Source organism: Cyanobium sp. ULC082 (assembly GCF_977927535.1).
This window is the reverse complement of sequence record NZ_OZ376397.1, coordinates 456,777-471,672: the sequence shown is the minus strand read 5'-3', so window position 1 is coordinate 471,672 and position 14,896 is coordinate 456,777. Positions and strand designations below refer to the sequence as shown.

General features: G+C 64.9%; 27 protein-coding genes. 4 read left to right on the top strand and 23 right to left on the bottom strand.

Going from position 1 to position 14,896, the window contains the following annotated elements:
• Window positions 1-76: 76 nt before the first annotated feature.
• From ACXMDY_RS02590 to ACXMDY_RS02560, 7 genes are all read right to left on the bottom strand, one after another.
• Complete coding sequence (locus tag ACXMDY_RS02590) at window positions 77-1,153, bottom strand: alpha/beta hydrolase family protein (protein WP_259701648.1); 1,077 nt, start codon at window positions 1,151-1,153, stop codon at window positions 77-79.
• Between the two features lie 52 nt (window positions 1,154-1,205).
• Window positions 1,206-1,964 (bottom strand): class I adenylate-forming enzyme family protein, encoded by a 759-nt coding sequence (locus ACXMDY_RS02585; RefSeq protein WP_259701649.1) that lies wholly within the window; start codon window positions 1,962-1,964, stop codon window positions 1,206-1,208.
• A protein-coding gene (locus ACXMDY_RS02580) for an IS3 family transposase (protein WP_457767362.1) occupies window positions 1,965-3,550 on the bottom strand; the annotation gives its coding sequence in 2 pieces (ribosomal slippage) (window positions 1,965-2,575 and window positions 2,575-3,550; 1,587 coding nt in all).
• A complete protein-coding gene (locus ACXMDY_RS02575) occupies window positions 3,519-4,460 on the bottom strand; it encodes an AMP-binding protein (protein WP_457767361.1) in 942 nt (313 codons plus the stop codon). Before ACXMDY_RS02575 ends, ACXMDY_RS02580 begins: the two co-directional genes overlap by 32 nt.
• Window positions 4,461-4,923: 463 nt before the next feature.
• The gene (locus ACXMDY_RS02570) at window positions 4,924-5,958 is read right to left on the bottom strand and encodes an IS5 family transposase (protein WP_457767360.1); all 1,035 of its coding nucleotides are present in this window, start codon (window positions 5,956-5,958) and stop codon (window positions 4,924-4,926) included.
• Between the two features lie 152 nt (window positions 5,959-6,110).
• A complete protein-coding gene (locus tag ACXMDY_RS02565) occupies window positions 6,111-6,332 on the bottom strand; it encodes a DUF5615 family PIN-like protein (protein ID WP_457767359.1) in 222 nt (73 codons plus the stop codon).
• The gene (locus tag ACXMDY_RS02560; protein WP_259727524.1) at window positions 6,329-6,562 is read right to left on the bottom strand and encodes a DUF433 domain-containing protein; all 234 of its coding nucleotides are present in this window, start codon (window positions 6,560-6,562) and stop codon (window positions 6,329-6,331) included. Before ACXMDY_RS02560 ends, ACXMDY_RS02565 begins: the two co-directional genes overlap by 4 nt.
• 478 nt (window positions 6,563-7,040) lie before the next feature.
• Here ACXMDY_RS02560 and ACXMDY_RS02555 point away from each other — a divergent pair, with 478 nt between their 5' ends.
• Window positions 7,041-7,247 (top strand): addiction module protein, encoded by a 207-nt coding sequence (locus ACXMDY_RS02555; protein WP_457767357.1) that lies wholly within the window; start codon window positions 7,041-7,043, stop codon window positions 7,245-7,247.
• Between the two features lie 100 nt (window positions 7,248-7,347).
• Here ACXMDY_RS02555 and ACXMDY_RS02550 read toward each other — a convergent pair whose 3' ends face one another.
• The 5 genes from ACXMDY_RS02550 to ACXMDY_RS02530 all read right to left on the bottom strand — a co-directional run bounded on the left by ACXMDY_RS02550 (window position 7,348) and on the right by ACXMDY_RS02530 (window position 9,521).
• On the bottom strand, window positions 7,348-7,641 hold the full coding sequence (locus ACXMDY_RS02550) for a type II toxin-antitoxin system RelE/ParE family toxin (RefSeq protein ID WP_457767356.1): 294 nt from the start codon (window positions 7,639-7,641) through the stop codon (window positions 7,348-7,350).
• 393 nt (window positions 7,642-8,034) lie between these two features.
• Entirely contained in the window at window positions 8,035-8,226 is a 192-nt protein-coding gene (locus ACXMDY_RS02545) for a type II toxin-antitoxin system HicA family toxin (RefSeq protein WP_259727506.1), read from the bottom strand.
• A gap of 35 nt (window positions 8,227-8,261) precedes the next feature.
• Window positions 8,262-8,501, bottom strand: coding sequence for a type II toxin-antitoxin system HicB family antitoxin (locus ACXMDY_RS02540; protein ID WP_457767355.1), 240 nt, complete (start codon window positions 8,499-8,501; stop codon window positions 8,262-8,264).
• Between the two features lie 247 nt (window positions 8,502-8,748).
• The gene (locus tag ACXMDY_RS02535) at window positions 8,749-9,249 is read right to left on the bottom strand and encodes a GNAT family N-acetyltransferase (RefSeq protein WP_457767354.1); all 501 of its coding nucleotides are present in this window, start codon (window positions 9,247-9,249) and stop codon (window positions 8,749-8,751) included.
• A complete protein-coding gene (locus ACXMDY_RS02530; RefSeq protein ID WP_457767353.1) occupies window positions 9,249-9,521 on the bottom strand; it encodes a type II toxin-antitoxin system TacA family antitoxin in 273 nt (90 codons plus the stop codon). Before ACXMDY_RS02530 ends, ACXMDY_RS02535 begins: the two co-directional genes overlap by 1 nt.
• 780 nt (window positions 9,522-10,301) lie before the next feature.
• Here ACXMDY_RS02530 and ACXMDY_RS02525 point away from each other — a divergent pair.
• A complete protein-coding gene (locus ACXMDY_RS02525; RefSeq protein WP_457767352.1) occupies window positions 10,302-10,511 on the top strand; it encodes an HNH endonuclease in 210 nt (69 codons plus the stop codon).
• A gap of 62 nt (window positions 10,512-10,573) precedes the next feature.
• Here the strand turns inward: ACXMDY_RS02525 and ACXMDY_RS02520 are convergent, their stop codons facing one another.
• The 5 genes from ACXMDY_RS02520 to ACXMDY_RS02500 form a co-directional block, all read right to left on the bottom strand.
• Window positions 10,574-10,708: a PIN domain-containing protein gene (locus tag ACXMDY_RS02520; protein WP_457767351.1), complete on the bottom strand. Its 135-nt coding sequence runs from the start codon at window positions 10,706-10,708 to the stop codon at window positions 10,574-10,576.
• The gene (locus ACXMDY_RS02515) at window positions 10,698-10,874 is read right to left on the bottom strand and encodes a PIN domain-containing protein (protein WP_457767350.1); all 177 of its coding nucleotides are present in this window, start codon (window positions 10,872-10,874) and stop codon (window positions 10,698-10,700) included. The genes ACXMDY_RS02520 and ACXMDY_RS02515 overlap by 11 nt, the downstream gene beginning before the upstream one ends.
• Before the next feature lie 57 nt (window positions 10,875-10,931).
• Window positions 10,932-11,201, bottom strand: a complete 270-nt coding sequence (locus ACXMDY_RS02510; protein WP_457767349.1) for a prevent-host-death protein — start codon at window positions 11,199-11,201, stop codon at window positions 10,932-10,934.
• 162 nt (window positions 11,202-11,363) lie between these two features.
• Complete coding sequence (locus ACXMDY_RS02505) at window positions 11,364-11,615, bottom strand: HepT-like ribonuclease domain-containing protein (protein ID WP_457767348.1); 252 nt, start codon at window positions 11,613-11,615, stop codon at window positions 11,364-11,366.
• 33 nt (window positions 11,616-11,648) lie between these two features.
• The gene (locus tag ACXMDY_RS02500) at window positions 11,649-11,954 is read right to left on the bottom strand and encodes a nucleotidyltransferase family protein (protein ID WP_457767347.1); all 306 of its coding nucleotides are present in this window, start codon (window positions 11,952-11,954) and stop codon (window positions 11,649-11,651) included.
• Between the two features lie 133 nt (window positions 11,955-12,087).
• On the opposite strand from ACXMDY_RS02500, the gene ACXMDY_RS02495 reads away from it, so the two are divergent.
• A complete protein-coding gene (locus ACXMDY_RS02495) occupies window positions 12,088-12,300 on the top strand; it encodes a hypothetical protein (RefSeq protein ID WP_457767346.1) in 213 nt (70 codons plus the stop codon).
• 215 nt (window positions 12,301-12,515) lie between these two features.
• Here ACXMDY_RS02495 and ACXMDY_RS02490 read toward each other — a convergent pair whose 3' ends face one another.
• Together ACXMDY_RS02490 and ACXMDY_RS02485 are read right to left on the bottom strand one after the other, a co-directional pair.
• Window positions 12,516-12,830 (bottom strand): HigA family addiction module antitoxin, encoded by a 315-nt coding sequence (locus ACXMDY_RS02490; protein ID WP_259727508.1) that lies wholly within the window; start codon window positions 12,828-12,830, stop codon window positions 12,516-12,518.
• Complete coding sequence (locus tag ACXMDY_RS02485; protein ID WP_457767345.1) at window positions 12,805-13,074, bottom strand: type II toxin-antitoxin system RelE/ParE family toxin; 270 nt, start codon at window positions 13,072-13,074, stop codon at window positions 12,805-12,807. Before ACXMDY_RS02485 ends, ACXMDY_RS02490 begins: the two co-directional genes overlap by 26 nt.
• Before the next feature lie 126 nt (window positions 13,075-13,200).
• Here ACXMDY_RS02485 and ACXMDY_RS02480 point away from each other — a divergent pair, with 126 nt between their 5' ends.
• Window positions 13,201-13,362: a hypothetical protein gene (locus ACXMDY_RS02480; RefSeq protein ID WP_457767344.1), complete on the top strand. Its 162-nt coding sequence runs from the start codon at window positions 13,201-13,203 to the stop codon at window positions 13,360-13,362.
• A gap of 110 nt (window positions 13,363-13,472) precedes the next feature.
• Here ACXMDY_RS02480 and ACXMDY_RS02475 read toward each other — a convergent pair whose 3' ends face one another.
• From ACXMDY_RS02475 to ACXMDY_RS02460, 4 genes are all read right to left on the bottom strand, one after another.
• On the bottom strand, window positions 13,473-13,706 hold the full coding sequence (locus ACXMDY_RS02475) for a DUF4926 domain-containing protein (protein WP_457767343.1): 234 nt from the start codon (window positions 13,704-13,706) through the stop codon (window positions 13,473-13,475).
• A gap of 3 nt (window positions 13,707-13,709) precedes the next feature.
• The gene (locus ACXMDY_RS02470; protein WP_457767342.1) at window positions 13,710-14,039 is read right to left on the bottom strand and encodes a DUF6883 domain-containing protein; all 330 of its coding nucleotides are present in this window, start codon (window positions 14,037-14,039) and stop codon (window positions 13,710-13,712) included.
• A gap of 182 nt (window positions 14,040-14,221) precedes the next feature.
• On the bottom strand, window positions 14,222-14,467 hold the full coding sequence (locus tag ACXMDY_RS02465) for a type II toxin-antitoxin system HicA family toxin (protein ID WP_457767341.1): 246 nt from the start codon (window positions 14,465-14,467) through the stop codon (window positions 14,222-14,224).
• Window positions 14,464-14,670 carry a 2-oxoisovalerate dehydrogenase gene (locus ACXMDY_RS02460; protein WP_457767340.1) on the bottom strand — a complete coding sequence of 69 codons (207 nt, stop codon included), beginning with the start codon at window positions 14,668-14,670 and terminating at the stop codon, window positions 14,464-14,466. Before ACXMDY_RS02460 ends, ACXMDY_RS02465 begins: the two co-directional genes overlap by 4 nt.
• Between the last annotated feature and the right edge of the window lie 226 nt (window positions 14,671-14,896).

Here is a 14,896-nt window from a genome sequence, read left to right as displayed (position 1 = left end):
GATGGGTTTGATTGGACAGCCTGGCCCCCTGAAATCGTTCACCCAGGGCGGGAGGTACACAAACCGCAGGGTGCCGTCAGCGGCACGGGTGAGCAGCACCGGGGCTGGCGAACACAGTCTCCAGCCAGTCGTAGGCGCGCTGGTGGAACAGGGAGCGGGCTGTCTCCTCGCAGTGGCCGCCGGCGCCCTCGGCGGTGGTGAAGCGCACCAGGGTGCGGGGGCACTGCAGGGCGTCATGCAGCTGCTCCGCGAAGCGGGCGATCGGATCGCCTTCCGCCCAGGCCACCAGCGTGGGGCAGCGGATCCGTTCGGCGCGCCCACGGAGGCTGTACTTGCCGGCGATCCGGATGTAATCGGCGAAGGAATCGAGGCCGTGCACCCAGAGGGCCCGCCGGACGGTCCACTGCAGCGAGGGGCTGGAGCGCATCTGGGCCTCGACGGCCTCGAGATCGGCGGGGGCGATCTCGGGCAGGCGTTCGCGTACGGCCGGGGGCAGCGGCAGGAGCAGGCGCAGCGCCTCGAGCAGGTCCCACTGGCCAGGGTCAGCGATGCAGGCCGCGAGGCGGTGCTCGCCGCTGGCGGCGCGGGGTGCCAGATAGCCGCCGAAACTCCAGCCGATCAGCGCGATCCGCTGGGGGTCCACGTCGGGTCGGGAGAGGGCGTAGTCCACCACTGGACGCACCACAGCCTCCCAGTCGGGGCGGAACACCAGGCCCTGGTGGATGAGGGGACGGCCCTGGCCGGGGCCATCGAAGGTGGGGCAGTGGTAGCCGCGGCGCACGGCGGCCACGGCATGGACCAAGTGCGCCTCGTCCACGGTGGCGTCGTAGCCGTTGGTGGCGATCAGCAGCGGCCGCGGCCGGCCCGAATCATCGGCGCGGTGGAAGTAGCCGGGCAGGCTCGTGCCCTCGTAGGGGATCTCCACGGCCTCCACCAGCCGGGGATCCACGGGCGCACCGACGAGCGGCAGCCAGGCGGTGCGGTAGTAGTTGCTGGCCCGCAGCCATGCCTCGGCGATGGCAGCGACGCGATCCGCCGTGGCGGTCCAGGCGCGACACCAGCTGTCGGCATCCCCGGGGGCGATCTGCGACGCCGTGACGAAGCACTCACCGAAATCCGCACCGCCATAGAGGGCGTGCGACAGGGCACGCATCGCAAAACGTTCGAAGAGGGGGTCGGCGAAGAAGAGGCCCCTCGGGAGAAGCTCAGGGGGCGTGCAGGATGTCCGCCGCCAGGCGGCGCAGGGCCAGGCGATCGGTCTTGCCCACCGGGGTGAGGGGCAGCTCGGGCAGCACGCGGATCTCCTCCGGCGCCTTATAGCCGACGCGGGCCCGCGCGAAGGCGATCAGTTCGGCCTCGCCGGGGACGGGCTGATCCGGGCGCAGGGTCAGGTAGGCCCGCACGTTGTCGCCATGCAACGGGTCGTGGATGCCGATCACCCCCACCAGATCCACCGCCGGATGCTCCGCCAGCGCCTCCTCCACCTCCTGGGGGCAGATGTTGGAGCTGTCGTGCACGATGATCTGCTTGCGGCGGCCGCAGAACCAGAAGTAGCCGTAGGCGTCGACGCGCATCTCATCGCCGCTGTCCAGCCATCCCTCCACGATCGTGTCGGCGGTGGCCCGGGGGTTGTCCCAGTAGCCCACCATCAGCGAAGGCGACTGAATCCAGAGCCGCCCCTCTTCGCCGACTCCCACCTCGGTGCCGTCCTCATCGCGCAGGCTGGCGCGGAACCCCGGGCAGAGCCGGCCCACCGAACCGATCCGGTTCGGCCCCGACGGCGGCGCCAGGGTGGCGTAACCGGTCTCGCTCATGCCGAAGCATTCGTCAATCCCGAAGCCGGCCGCCCGGCGGAACTCATCCTGCAGCTGGTGGGGCACCTTGTCGCCGCCGCTGATGCAGAGGCGGATGGATGCCAGATCCGTCGCGGTGACTGCCAGAAAAGATGACGCCCCTGCCGCCAATCAGACGGCGATCGACAAAGTAGCCGGACCGTTGGCGTTTTCTGGAGGCGGTGGATTGATCCAGACCACCTCCGGTTGATGCCAGCTGCGGGTGCAGCGGCTCCAGCGGCGGGGGTGACACTGCCGGGCCTGCTCATAGACGCGGGAACGGTGGCGGCAGATTTCCTCGGCCTGACCGCTGTGGCGCTGGTGGGGCGTCACGAATCGGATGGCGCTGTGGCGGTGCTGGTGGTTGTACCAGCTCACGAACGTGGCCACCCAGGCGCAGGCGTCGTCCTTGCTTTGGAATGGCCGCCTGGGGTAGTCCGGTCGGTACTTGACCGTTCGGAACAGCGACTCCGAGTAGGGATTGTCGTTGCTGACCCTGGGCCTGGAGAAGGATCTGAGCACCCCCAGCTCCTCCAGCCGGGCTTCCAGGGTGGCAGCGCGCATGGCGTTGCCGTTGTCGGCATGGAGGACCAGCGGCTGGCGGCGGCCCTTACTGATCCGCTCCCGCAGACAGCCACGGCCGACCAGATCAGCGGCGATCTGGGCGTCTTCCCGCTCGGCCACATCCCAGGCCACCACCTTGCGACTCCAGACGTCGATCACCAGATAGAGGTACAGCCACACCCCCGAACGCTGGTGGGCAGGTAGGTGATGTCCCAGCTCCACAGCTGATTCGGCCCCCTGGCCTGCAGCCGTGGCACCGGACGGGGCTCTTGGGGCGGACGGGCCCGCCCGCGGCGGTGGGCCTGGCCGTGGGCATGGAGCACCCGGTAGAAGCTCCGCTCCGAGCCGATATAGAGGCCCCGATCCGCCAGGACCGGCACGATCTGCCCCGGCGGCAGCGCCGCGAATTCCGTCTGGTTGCAGGTGAGCAGAATTCGCTGGCGCTCCTCCTCACTCAGGCGATGGGCCACATGGCGGGGGCTTCCTCTGCGGCGATCGCTGCCGTCCCCATCACCAGCGAACTGACGCCGCCAGCGCTGCAGGGTGGTGAGCCCCACACCAAGCAAAGCGGCCACCTCACGGGCCCGTGCGCCCGCGGCCATGCCGGCCTCGAGGATCCCCAGGGCCTTGCGGCGATCAGACGGTGAGGTCAGTCGCCCCGTCCTCTCCCCAGAAGGCCTGGATCTTTTTGAGGCCATCAGCAGCGCCGCCGCCTCCGCCAGGGCCTTGTCCTTGCGGCGCAGCTCCTGCTGCAGCCGCTTGATCTCCCGCTGATCGGCCTGGTGGCGCTTCTCCAGGTCCTTCTGCTCGGCCATCGTCACCAGCGGCTGTGCGTTGGCATCCTGGGCGGCCTGGCGCCAGCGATCCACCTGCTCGGGGAACAGACCCCGCTCGCGGCAGTAAGCGCCGAGTTCGGTGGCGTTGAACCCAGCAGTCTCCAGGACCACCGTGAACTTGTCAGTTGGGCCCCAACCCTCGGGGTCCTTCTGGGTAGCCGGCACCACCTCCCCCTGCAGACGCCAGGCCTTGCGCCATTTGTAGAGGGTGATCACGTGGATGCCCAGCTCCTGGGCGATCTCCGTCACGCTCTGGCGATGGGGAGGCCCCATCCGCCGGCGGACATCAGCTTTGACAGCCTCGCTGTAAGGACGCATTGATCGGTTCCATCAGGCCCCCTGGTGGTGGAAATGGTCGAGATGGAGAGGCGTCAACTTTCCTGGCAGAGGGGGTCGGCTGGAGCCGTTCATCGCGGATCAATTCGAACAGGGCAGCGGGCAGCATCAACAGCAGCGCCGGCCGGTGGCGCCGCAGGAGGGTTTCCACGGTGGCCGCATCGATGCGGCTGGCGATCGCGGCGGAGGCCCCGGCGGCCAGGGCCGCCAGCACGAGGGCGGAGGAGGCGATGTGGGCCACCGAACTGCCGGCCAGCACTTCCTCTCCGGCCCGCAGTTCGGTGGCCTGGATCAGGGAAGTGAGCACGGCAGCGAAGCTGGCCCGGCTGTGGGTCACACCCTTGGGCCGGCCGGTGCTGCCGGAGGTGAAGTAGAGAAAGCAGGGGTCGTCCGCGGCCAGCGCCGGCCAGGGCGGCGGGGCGTCGTCGCCGGCGGGCGCCGCGGCCAGCAGGGCGTCTAAGCCGGTGGGATCGTCAAGCCGATGGCAGCCCAGGGGCAGCCGGGGCGCGACGGCGCTGGCCTGCACATCGGCCAGCCGTTCGCCGTGGAACACCAGAGCCGCGGCGCCGCTCACCGTCAGCGCATGGTCGATCTCCGGCGGCACGTAGCGGTAATTGAGCGGGGTGAGCACCAGACCGCTGCGCAGCCCGGCCAGGTAGTGGACGACCAGCTCCACCCGGTTGGGGATCAGGGAGGCGAGCCGGTCACCCTGTTGCAGGCCGAGCCGCCGGTAGGCCCGGGCCAGTTGCTCCACCTGGCGATCGAGCTCGGCCCAGGTGATGGAGTGGGTGAGATCCTGCAGCGCCGCTGCCGCCGGGTCGCGCCCGAGGCCGGCCTTCAAGAGGCGGTTCAGGTCGATCGGGGTGGCCAGGGGCGGGCCGTGGGTAGGCATGGGACACCGCAGCCCGGTCACTCTGGCAGCCGCCGACAGGACTAGGGCGAAGGGGCTGGCAGGAGCTGGCGATCGAAGCGCGTCATTCTTTGGCAGTGGCGCCGTCAGGCGATCAGGCCAGAGGGGATTCCAGCAGGGGTGCCCGCCGGATGGGCCACCCGATAACAACCATGCCCCGCCCCAGCGCATGGTGCTCACCGCCTGCCGCAACGGCGCCACCAGCCTGATCGGCGGGGACGACATGAGCGCCGGGGTATGTGCTGCTACTCAGTGCCTGACGATGAGAGCACGCTGATACAGCTCGATCAAAACATGCGATTCAAACAGCTTGAGGGAACCTCGAAATATTGCCACTTTTGAGGCAATATTGAGACGCTGCAAGGAAATCCTCTGCACGTGCAGATGCTCCTGACGACTGGCATCAATTTCTTTAAGTCGAGTCGTTTATCTCCCTGTCGAATGATCAGGAGGCCGGCGTTGCCTTTGAGTTGCTATGCAGGTATCGAAGAAAGTTGTAAGTCAGATTACGCAGTCCCCACCAAGCTCTCGTTCTGGCCAATCCAATCCGCCTCGTCAGCTTGCCGCGCATCCAAGTTGTGATTGCACCAAAGACGTGCTCAACCCTTGCCCGCACACTAGATCGTGCCTTGTTGCGCTCCTGGGCTTCTTCGCTCAATGGATGGCAGCGTGAGCCCTTTTCATGAATTCTGCTCTCAAAACCAGCCATATCCAGCAGATCCTCATACCGCACGCCGGCGTAGCCAGAATCAGCCCAGACGAAGTCATCCCTGTTCTCAGGGTCTAGCACCTGTGTAAGCATCTGGCTGTCGTGAATGTTGGCTGGGGTAATGGAAAATCTTCGAATGAAGCCGTGAGTGGCATCAATGCATATGCTGTTCTTGTATCCGTAATGGCTGATGCCATTCTTCTTGACCCAGCGGGCGTCAGTGTCCTTTTGGCGCAGTCGGTTTGGCTTGTTCAGCCACTTCTCTGGGATGGCTCCATCCTTAATGGTCTTGTTCTCCTCCCTTGAGTTTCGCTGTTTGGGAACAGGGACCAGTGTCGCATCGATGATCTGCCCTCCACGGGCCTCCAGTCCCTCGGACCGCAGGTGCTCCTCGAACCGGTCAAAGAGCTCATCGATAACGCCCGCCTTGCGGAGACGCTCGCGGAAGAAGGCAATCGTGGTGGCATCAGGAATGGTGTTCATCACTCCCAGTCCGACAAATTCCTCGAATGAGCGTCTGTCATTGACCTGGAATTCCAGCTCTTCATCGCTGAGGTTGAACAGCTGCTGAAGCACCAGCATCTTGAAGAGGATGAGCGGATCAATCCGTTTCCTGCCAGCATTGCTCTTCCGTTCATGGCTGTAACCCTGCTCCAGCAGGGGCCTGAAGGCTTCCCAAGGAATCGTCTCGGATAGGGTCGCTAACGTAGGCTTCTTCTGCTGAAGCCTGTGGATGCGCTTCTCCTCATCCCAGAATCCACGCTGTCCCATTCAGCTGTATTGAACTGAACCAATTCTATTGCTTATTTCAAAGTCTGTCAGGGAGCGACGTAGATTTTTCGAGGTGCCCTTGATCAACTCCGGCAATACACCAAGCAGCAGGGCAGACAGACCCTTGTTGCTGATATTGCCAGTGGTCACGATCAGAAGCCCCTGGCAGGACTTCCACGCAGGAGATGACTCTGGATGAAATCAGCGTCCTTGCTGCACACCACAAGTCCGTCGTGATCGGCGATCGAGGAGATTGTTTTGTCTGAGCTGCGATTGCCTTCGGGAAGATCAAGGGTATGAAGAACATCGCAGCCCATGGACTCCAGTTGGGTCTTGAGGGCTCGAGGCAGCTGGGCATCCAGCAGGATCTTCATGCAGGCAGAAGCTCAACCCGCTGAACACGGGCCAGATGTGCCGCGTACTGAAGCGCCGCAGTGACGTCTTGGGCTTCGAGATCGGGATAATCAGCCAGGATCTCAGCCGTGCTCATGCCGGCAGCCAACAGGTCAAGCACCATCTCCACGGGGTAACGCAACCCACGGATCGTTGGTTTCCCGTGGCACACCTCAGGATTGAGAGTGATTCGGCTGAGCTGGTCTCCCATGCTGATCTTTCACCTTCTCCACGTTAGGCGGCACCAGCGCTCTCGGCTGTGAAACGGCTCGGGGGATGCGTATGAGCCCCATCGACCAAACGCTCAGGCTGTAGCCGAAGGCTTCCGCACAGCGGCTGGAACTGCTGGGCCGCAGATCTGCCAAGCAACAGCCAGCCCCGCCCCAGCGCAGAACGTGGCCCGGCGGAACCTGGGCAGCCGATGGTGGGCAAGGTTCTCACCGGCAACGGCATCACCGCCTATGGCAACGGCGCCTACGACCTGATCGGTGGCAACGAACTGAGCGACGCCGAGCGCGACAAGCTGCTGTAGCTCTGCCGCCAGCGCCTGGACGGGTTCCGTGAGCAACTGGGTGAGGAGTTGGCCCCATCATCCCCAGGAAGCAGGGCGGCACGGGCGTCTTAAGCAACCAGAAAGCCCCCGCTACCGTCAATAGATCTGGTCCCCGGCCCTGCCGGCACGGCATGTGGTGAATGACCTGCTGACCCTGCCCCTGGCGCAACGGCTGGAGCTGGTGCAAAGCCTGTGGGACTCGATCGCCGCTGAGCAGATCGGGCCTGAACTCACGGAGGCCGATCGGCAGCTGATCGATCAACGGCTGGAGAGCTTCCTGGCGGACGGCAACCCCGGCCTTGATGCCGATGAGGTGCTGAACGCCCTGGAGCAGTCCCTCTGAGCATGGTGCTGCGGCTCCGCCCGGAAGCCCGGCTTGATCTCGAGGCTGCGGCTCGCTGGTACGAAGCTCAGGAGCAGGGCCTGGGCCAGCACTTTCTGGATCAGGTGCGCCTGGCCCTCCGGCGCATACGCAGCACCCTGAGGCCTGCTCCGCGGGCTACCACGGCACCCGCCGAGCCCTGATCCGGCGCTTCCCGTACGGCGTCATCTCCCTGCCGGTTCCCGAGCAGGGCAGCATCGTGGTGCTGGCCATGGCGGTTCCCCCTGAGTGGCTCCAGGCGGTTGCCTGGTGGGATCTGCAGATCGTTGAGGCATGCGGCGGCATCAAGAATGGCGAGCTTGCGGAAGGCGAGCTTGCAGAAGGCAGTGCGAGCGATGCTCCCAAAGCGCCGCACCGGCTTTCCCGAAAACAGGGCCTGGGTGTCTCGGCAACGAAACGACCTGATCACACCGCTACCTTACCACCGCCAAACGTAGGCACGCCAAGCGGTGGGGCAGGCCGAAGGCGATCACGAGCTGAGATGGCGGCCTGGCTTGCCTGTGTTCTTCCCCCACAAGTGCCACCTCCGTTACGCCCCAGCGAGGATGCGCCCATGCACCCCCCGCCAGCGCAGGAGGTGGCGCGGCGAATCCTGGGCAGCGGCGCCTGGTGGGCCTTCCGCCCAGCGGTGGAAGCAAGGCGGCCTGGACGACGACAGCAACCTTCAGGCACTCAGCTTCCGATGCAACGCCCTCAGCCGCGACACACAAGTGGGGGGCTTGCCAGAGGCTCGAGGCGGATGCCGGCTTCAGCGATAGCTGAGGAACTCCTCCACGGTCATGCCGATGTCCTTGGCGATCTGACGCAGCAGCGGTGGCGCAATGTCGCGACCTTTGTGGGAAGGAACGGTGGTGCAGCGTCCGCCCGCATCACGGAACTGCTGATGGGAGCCCCGCTGACGGACGAGCTTGAAGCCCAGTGTCCGGAGGATGTCAGCCACCTCCGATGGAGTGAGAACCGGGATTGAGCTCACGCTCAGGCAGGCACCACGATCTGCTGCAGGCCGACGAAATCGCTTTCCAGGACAGGCTCGCCGTCCTCCAGCAGCATGGCGATCACCTCCTGGAGGTTGGCCTGCAGTTCATCGAGGGTCTGTCCCTGGCTGTGGGCGCCGGGGAAGCCAGGAACGTGGCCCACGAGAAGCCCTGTGTCAGGACAGCGCTCGATCACAGCGGAGAAGGTGCGCACAGTCACAACCGCTTGGCGTGGATTCATCGTAGGCAGATGGCCAGTGGTGTCCGAGAGGGTGAGGGGGCAAAGCATCGCGAGGTGGCTTCCGCTCCACCAGTGCCACCCCGTCACACCCCAGCGAGGATGCCCCTGCCCCCCCACCTACGAACGCCTGCGCGACGACGTGACGCTGCGAATGCTGCGGCGCGGGCTGTTGCTCAGCAAATCCCTCACCAGCGGGCCCTGGAGGTGGACCACATCGTGCCCAGGACGATGAGCGGCTCCGACGTCCTCAGCACAACCTGCAGGCCGCCACATCCGAGAGACGGATCAGCAGGGTGTCGGGGTCGATGGGTGAGGGATCAAAACCCATGTGGAGATAGAAGCTGCGGGCTTCCGTGGACGCTGCATGAATCACGATGCCGCGCACGCCGATCTGTGTGCTGGCCTGCAGCACCCGCTCAAACGCATCGGCGAGCAGTGCGCGAGCGATGCCTCGTCCCTGGACACTGCGACAGACCGCCAACCGCGCCAACACCACCACTGGAATGGGATCGGGCATGTTGCGCCTGAAACGCCCAGGGGCTGAGGCCACGGCCACCGAGCCGGAGGCCAGGGCTACATAGGCCTTGACGTTGTCGTCGCCATTGCAGACCACGAAGCTGCGCGTCGCACCGCCCTTCTGGTTGGTCAGTGCACGCTGCTGAAGCCAGTGGTCAAGGCTGGAATCGCCACAGTCAAAGCCGACAGTGCTGTGATGCTGCGCCAGCGGCTGCGGCGCCTGCAGATCCATCAGCGCTGCCAGGGCTTCGGTGCCGTCATGGTGAGTTGTAGACGATCCGATGGGGTGGGCGGAGCGTCGAGCTGGCGAAGAAACAAGTCGAACTGTTCAGGCGAAATGGCCTGCCAGGCCTGCTGCACCAGCAGCTCACGGGCGGCATTGCGGGCCGCCTGCAGAACGAAGTCGGTTCGGGTGAGGCCAGACGTACGGACCGCGCGATCGATCAGCGCCTGATCGTCGGGTGTGACCCGCAAGTTCCAGCTGAGTCGAGGAGTGGCAGCCACGGATCAACAGCAGGCGTTAAGCAACCCTAGCCCTTTCAGGTAGACGTTGTCTATCCAGATGATCATGGTGCAGGCCGACAGGGGCATCACGCTGGGACTCCGTCGTGGTGGACGTGATGGCAGCGCGAGTGGGCAAGGGTTGGAGCGGATGCTCTTGTCCGTTCCCCCGCTGGATGAGGCCCAAGTGTTGCCGTGGCCTGCCCATTGGTTCTGCAGATGAAGGGGACTGGGGCGGCATAACCACACCCGGAGCCGGGTTGGCTGCAGCCGCCACGCGCCCTCGCCAGAGAGGATCCCAGCAGGAGCGCCAGCCTGACGGGCCGCCCAAAACCCAACCTGGCCGGAGCGCCCGGCAACCGCCACCATCGCTCCATGCCCCCATGCCCTCATGCCCCCTGTCCCCTCCCCCACCTACGAACGCCTGCGCGACGACGTGACGCGGCAGATGCGCATGAGCCCCATCGACCAGCCGCTGATGCTCATGGAACTGCTGGGCCGCTGATTTGCCAAGCAACAGCCAGCCCCGCCCTGGCGCAGGACATCGCCCGGCGGATTCTGGGGGAAGACGTCACCCAGATCGACACCTCACCGTCAACGGCGTGACCAGCTACGCCAACGACCACTACCGCCTGTTGGGCGGCGAGAAGCTGAGCGACGCCGAGCGCGATGAGCTGCTGCAGCTCTGCCGCCAGCGCCTTGATGCCTTCCGCGCCCGGGGCCGCTACGAATGCTGCGGCGCGGGATGTTGCTCAGCAAATCCCGCACCAGTGCGCCCTGGAGGTGGATCACATCATCCCCAGAAACCAGGGAGGACCCGACGACCTCTCCAACTTCCAGGCCCTCTGCTTCCGCTGCAATGCCGGCAAGCGGGACACCGATCGCACCGACTTTCGCGGACTCCTCGCCAGCTACAAGCACAGGCAGGAGGGTTGTGTGTTCTGCGCGCTGGAGGGCAGCGGCCGGGTGCTGCTCACCGCCACAGCCTGGTGATCCCCAGGAGCCATGTGGCCGATGGGCTGGAGTTGCACCAGCAGGAGTGCAATGCGATGGGCTCAGCTCGCCAGGTAACGCTCCACCGTGCTGGTGGTCCAGGTTGCGATGCCGATGCCGAAGAAGTCCTGATCCTCCGTCCAGATGGCGCATTCCAATTGCAACGCCAGCGCCAGGGCAGGCCAGTCATCCTTCATCCTTGTCGCGGATCCTCGCCAAGGCCTCCTCCTTGGCCGAGCCCAGCACGCTGTTCTCCACAACCTGGACAATCAACAGCAGGCTGAGCCAAGCATCGGCACAGATCTCTGCATCGAGACCTCTCTTTCTGGCGAGATCATTCACGTAGGCGGCCGCCTCGGCCACGTTGGCTTCAGCGAATCAGGATGTTCGCGTCGAGGACCAGGCGCTTGCGCTCCACCCTCAGGCCGTTGGCTGGTCACGGTGACCTTTCCGCCAGGCCTTGAAGTCGGCACTGAGCTCGTCTTCGCTGAGGCCGAGGCGCTCCAGTTCAGCCTGCATCAGCCGGCCAGCCTCCAACACCTTGTCCCGATCACTCAGGTTGCCTTGCAGGGGCAAGGGCACGTAGAGGCCAATGGTGCGGCCATGGCGGGTCACCTGAATCGGCGTGGACGATTCCAGATGGGAGGCCAGCCTGGACCTGAGTTCACGGATGCCAATACGGGTCGCCACGCCTTCCTTCCGCCAAATGTGTACACATCTTAGGGCTTACTGGGGCGGCACAACCACTCCCGGAGCCGGGTTGGCTGCAGCCGCGGCGCGCCCACGCCAGAAGGGATCCCAGTAGCAGCGACTGCCTGACGGGCCGCCCAGGGCCCGAAGCCCACCGGATCATTATCTTTGCCGCAACGCCCGAACAGCCGCGATCAGTTCAGGCAGGGATTGCTCACAGATCAGCAACACCTGCTCACTGTCAAGATCGAAGTACTGATGGGCAATCACATCGCGAAACCCCATAGCTCCCTTCCAATCCACCGATGGGAATTCGGCCTGCAGACGACCAGGCCAGTGGCGTTCAAAACGCTTGAGAGCCTCACCGATCGCGAGGAACTGCATGCAGATCACGTCAAGCAGATCCTGGCCCACCTCCGTATCAACTTGAGATGGGTCCGCCTTCCGTCATGGCCGCAGGCCTTCGTCAAGGATGCGCTGCTTGAGGGAAGGGTTCATGCGCTCGCGCAACCGCACCACATCCACAGACGTGCTCAGCAACGTTTCCAGCTCCTGCTTGAGGTGCACCAGGGCATAGGGGGTCAGCGGATCCAGCCGCACCCACACGTCGACATCGCTGTCAGGGCGGGCGTCGCCACGGGCAATGGAACCGAAGACGCCAATATCGACCACGTGGAAGCGCTCTCGCCAGTCGCCACGATGGAGCCGCAGGGTGCTGAGCACCTGTTCGGTCCGTGGGCTGGTGCTGCGCATCGGGGTTCCGACCTCAAAGCCATTCTGCCGGGAGGATGCCCGTGCTGCCCCGCAGGCTGAAGCTGCCGTGAGCACTGGATGGAGCCCGTCTTCCCTTGGCCCTGGGTTGCTGCGAGCACGGGTCGGAGCCGGGTTGGCTGCAGCCGCCACTCGCCCACGCCAGAAGGGATCCCAGCAGGAGCGCCAGCCTGACGGGCCGCCCAAAACCCAACCTGGCCGGAGCGCCCGGCAACCGTCACCATCGCTCCATGCGCCCATGCACCCCTCCCCCACCTACGAACGCCTGCGCGACGACGTGACGCGGCGGATGCGCATGAGCCCCATCGACCAGCCGCTGATGCTGTAGCCGAAGGCTTCCGCGCAGCGGTTGGAACTGCTGGGCCGCTGATTTGCCAAGCAACAGCCAGCCCCGCCCCGGCGCAGGACATCGCCCGCCGGATCCTGGGGGAAGACGTGACCCAGATCGCCACCTCACCGTCAACGGCGTGACCAGCTACGCCGACGGCCACTACCGCCTGTTGGGTGGTGAGGAGCTGAGCGACGCCGAGCCACCAGCCCTGCTCACGCCATTGGCTGAATGGGCTCGATCGCCGGCAGCACGCTTTCCAGAGCCTGCTTGGCCAGCTTCAGATCATGGCTCCCTTGCATCCGCAGCCAGAAGCCCTCGCTCAGACCAAAGAACCGGCAAAGGCGCAGATCGGTGTCTGCCGTGATAGCGCGCCTGCCCTTCACAATCGCGTTGATGCGGCTCTCGGGCACATCGATCGCCTGCGCCAACCGGTACTGGCTGATCCCCAATGGCCGCAGGAACTCCTCCAGCAGCACCTCGCCCGGGTGAACGAGCATCACGTCAGTGATAGTCAACGATTTCGACATCCTCTGGCCCGGCTTCCGTCCAGACAAAGCAGAGCCGGAACTGGTCGTTGATGCACTGTTTGCAGAGACAGGCCCTGTGCTGGCCATGGCGGTCTCCCCGGAGCGGCTCCAGGCGGTTGCCTGGTGGAATCTGCAGATCGTTGAGGCATGCGGCGGCATCAAGAATGGCGAGCTTGCGGAAGGAGAGCTTGCAGAAGGCGAGCTTGCAGAAGGCAGTGCGAGCGATGCTCCCAAAGCGCCACACCGGCTGTCCCGAAAACAGGGCCTGGGTGTCTCGGCAACGAAACGACCTGATCACACCGCTACCTTACCACCGCCAGACGTAGGCACGCCAAGCGGTGGGGCAGGCCGAAGGCGATCACGAGCTGACATGGCGGCCTGGCCTGCCTGTGTTCTTCCCCCTACCAGTGCCACCCCCCGTCCCAGGCGGCCAGGAGGCCCCCATGCCTCCGCCCTCACCTACGAACGCCTGCGCGACTACCTGACGCGGCGGATGCGCATGAGCCACATCTACCAGCCGCTGATCCTGTAGCCGAAGGCTTCCGCGCAGCGGTTGGAACTGCTGGGACGCCACAGCCCAGCCCCAGCCGAGGACATCGCCCGACGGATCCTGGGCAGCGAGGAGCTGAGCGAGGTCGAATCTCAGGGATTGACCGTAGCCAATGAACGCACAGCGATCAGATCCTGATCACCAATCGCTCGAAGACTGGCTGATGAAAGCGTAAGTAGGGATTGCGTGCGTCCGGATGCGGCGACGAACTCAACCTCATAGGTTTCGGGATCGTGAATAGCAACGACAGCACAGAGATCGCCCGACTGAAGACCCGTCTCGGGAATGTCCTGGGTGAGAGCTACTGTCTGGTGCAAGGCAAACATGACTTACTCCGGAAATGCGGTGATGAGCCTTGGCTGATTGGAGTGATCGGCAATCAGCCAGATTGTACGGAACTGCTTTGAAGTTCCATTAGGTCCTTCTAATCTAGCACTTATCACAACTCTCATCCCGTAGGCGCTGCTCTCGATCCGCTCAACCACTCCGGTCCGCCCATGGTGAAGTAGGTCGTCACGAAGTCTTGTCCAGGCTTCGAGGGTGTAGCCGAGGGAGAAGAACACCCTGGCCTTGAATCTTCCGACTGGATGCACGCTTGAGAGCAGGTAGTCGCAGATCTTGGCCTTGTCGACAACCGCTTGGTCTGCATGGGGGAGCATTCGTGGGCCAGGAGATCGCCGGAGCTTCTCCCCCACAAGTGCCACCCCCGTCACACCCCAGCGAGGATGCGCCCATGCCACTGAACGCATGAAGCGAATGGGCGAGACACGCCGATCAGTGGCTATCGAGCGTCAGCGGACAGGATCCCCACGAAAAGAAGCGCGGCCCCAAAGGCCAGCCCTCATAGGTCCAGGCTGGCGATCAGCTCCTCGATCGAGCAGCCAAGCTGCGTGGCCACGTCCTTGAGGATCTGGCGCAGGGTGCCGACTCTCAGCGGCTTGTGCGCCGGAATCGTGAGGTGCTGCTGCTGGCCCCCAGAACTTCGGCTCAGCCGCATGTGGCTGCCTGTTTGTCGGGTCACCGCGTAGCCATGGCGTTGCAGGCGCTCCGCCAGGAGCTGGCCGTTGACGTCCCGCGGAATCCTCACAGGGCCAGCAGTTCCTGCCTCACGTGATGGAGACGAATCAGGGGTGGCGCCTCGCCAGGATCGAAGTGGCAGACGACCGCATCGCGGATCTCCCGGTGAAGCTCCTCGAGGGTGTCTGCCTCGGTGTGGATCGCTGCACCGGCTGCACTGGCCCGGAAGGAGCCATCCTCCGCTTCCTCGACCACGAAAAGAATTTCCTGCATGGCCGGCCTCCAGTGGAACCAGTCTTGCAGTGGAGGAAGGGATTCTGCTGCTGACTGGGCAGACGGACTGGGGAGGCACAGCCACACCCGGAGCCGGGTTGGCTGCAGCCGCCACGCGCCCACTCCAGAAGGGATCCCAGCAGGAGCGCCAGCCTGACGGGCCGCCCAAAACCCAACCTGGCCGGAGCGCCCGGCAACCGCCACCATCGCTCCATGCCCCCTGCCC

Excerpts from the sequence above, each read along its gene's own strand:
- ACXMDY_RS02590 (WP_259701648.1), bottom strand. The coding sequence starts at position 1,153 with ATGCGTGCCCTGTCGCACGCCCTCTATGGCGGTGCGGATTTCGGTGAG.
- ACXMDY_RS02575 (WP_457767361.1), bottom strand. The coding sequence starts at position 4,460 with ATGCCTACCCACGGCCCGCCCCTGGCCACCCCGATCGACCTGAACCGC.
- ACXMDY_RS02570 (WP_457767360.1), bottom strand. The coding sequence starts at position 5,958 with ATGGGACAGCGTGGATTCTGGGATGAGGAGAAGCGCATCCACAGGCTT.
- ACXMDY_RS02565 (WP_457767359.1), bottom strand. The coding sequence starts at position 6,332 with ATGAAGATCCTGCTGGATGCCCAGCTGCCTCGAGCCCTCAAGACCCAA.
- ACXMDY_RS02560 (WP_259727524.1), bottom strand. The coding sequence starts at position 6,562 with ATGGGAGACCAGCTCAGCCGAATCACTCTCAATCCTGAGGTGTGCCAC.
- ACXMDY_RS02540 (WP_457767355.1), bottom strand. The coding sequence starts at position 8,501 with ATGAATCCACGCCAAGCGGTTGTGACTGTGCGCACCTTCTCCGCTGTG.
- ACXMDY_RS02535 (WP_457767354.1), bottom strand. The coding sequence starts at position 9,249 with ATGGATCTGCAGGCGCCGCAGCCGCTGGCGCAGCATCACAGCACTGTC.
- ACXMDY_RS02520 (WP_457767351.1), bottom strand. The coding sequence starts at position 10,708 with ATGAAGGATGACTGGCCTGCCCTGGCGCTGGCGTTGCAATTGGAATGC.
- ACXMDY_RS02500 (WP_457767347.1), bottom strand. The coding sequence starts at position 11,954 with ATGCGCAGCACCAGCCCACGGACCGAACAGGTGCTCAGCACCCTGCGG.
- ACXMDY_RS02490 (WP_259727508.1), bottom strand. The coding sequence starts at position 12,830 with ATGTCGAAATCGTTGACTATCACTGACGTGATGCTCGTTCACCCGGGC.
- ACXMDY_RS02480 (WP_457767344.1), top strand. The coding sequence starts at position 13,201 with ATGGCGGCCTGGCCTGCCTGTGTTCTTCCCCCTACCAGTGCCACCCCC.
- ACXMDY_RS02475 (WP_457767343.1), bottom strand. The coding sequence starts at position 13,706 with ATGTTTGCCTTGCACCAGACAGTAGCTCTCACCCAGGACATTCCCGAG.
- ACXMDY_RS02470 (WP_457767342.1), bottom strand. The coding sequence starts at position 14,039 with ATGCTCCCCCATGCAGACCAAGCGGTTGTCGACAAGGCCAAGATCTGC.
- ACXMDY_RS02460 (WP_457767340.1), bottom strand. The coding sequence starts at position 14,670 with ATGCAGGAAATTCTTTTCGTGGTCGAGGAAGCGGAGGATGGCTCCTTC.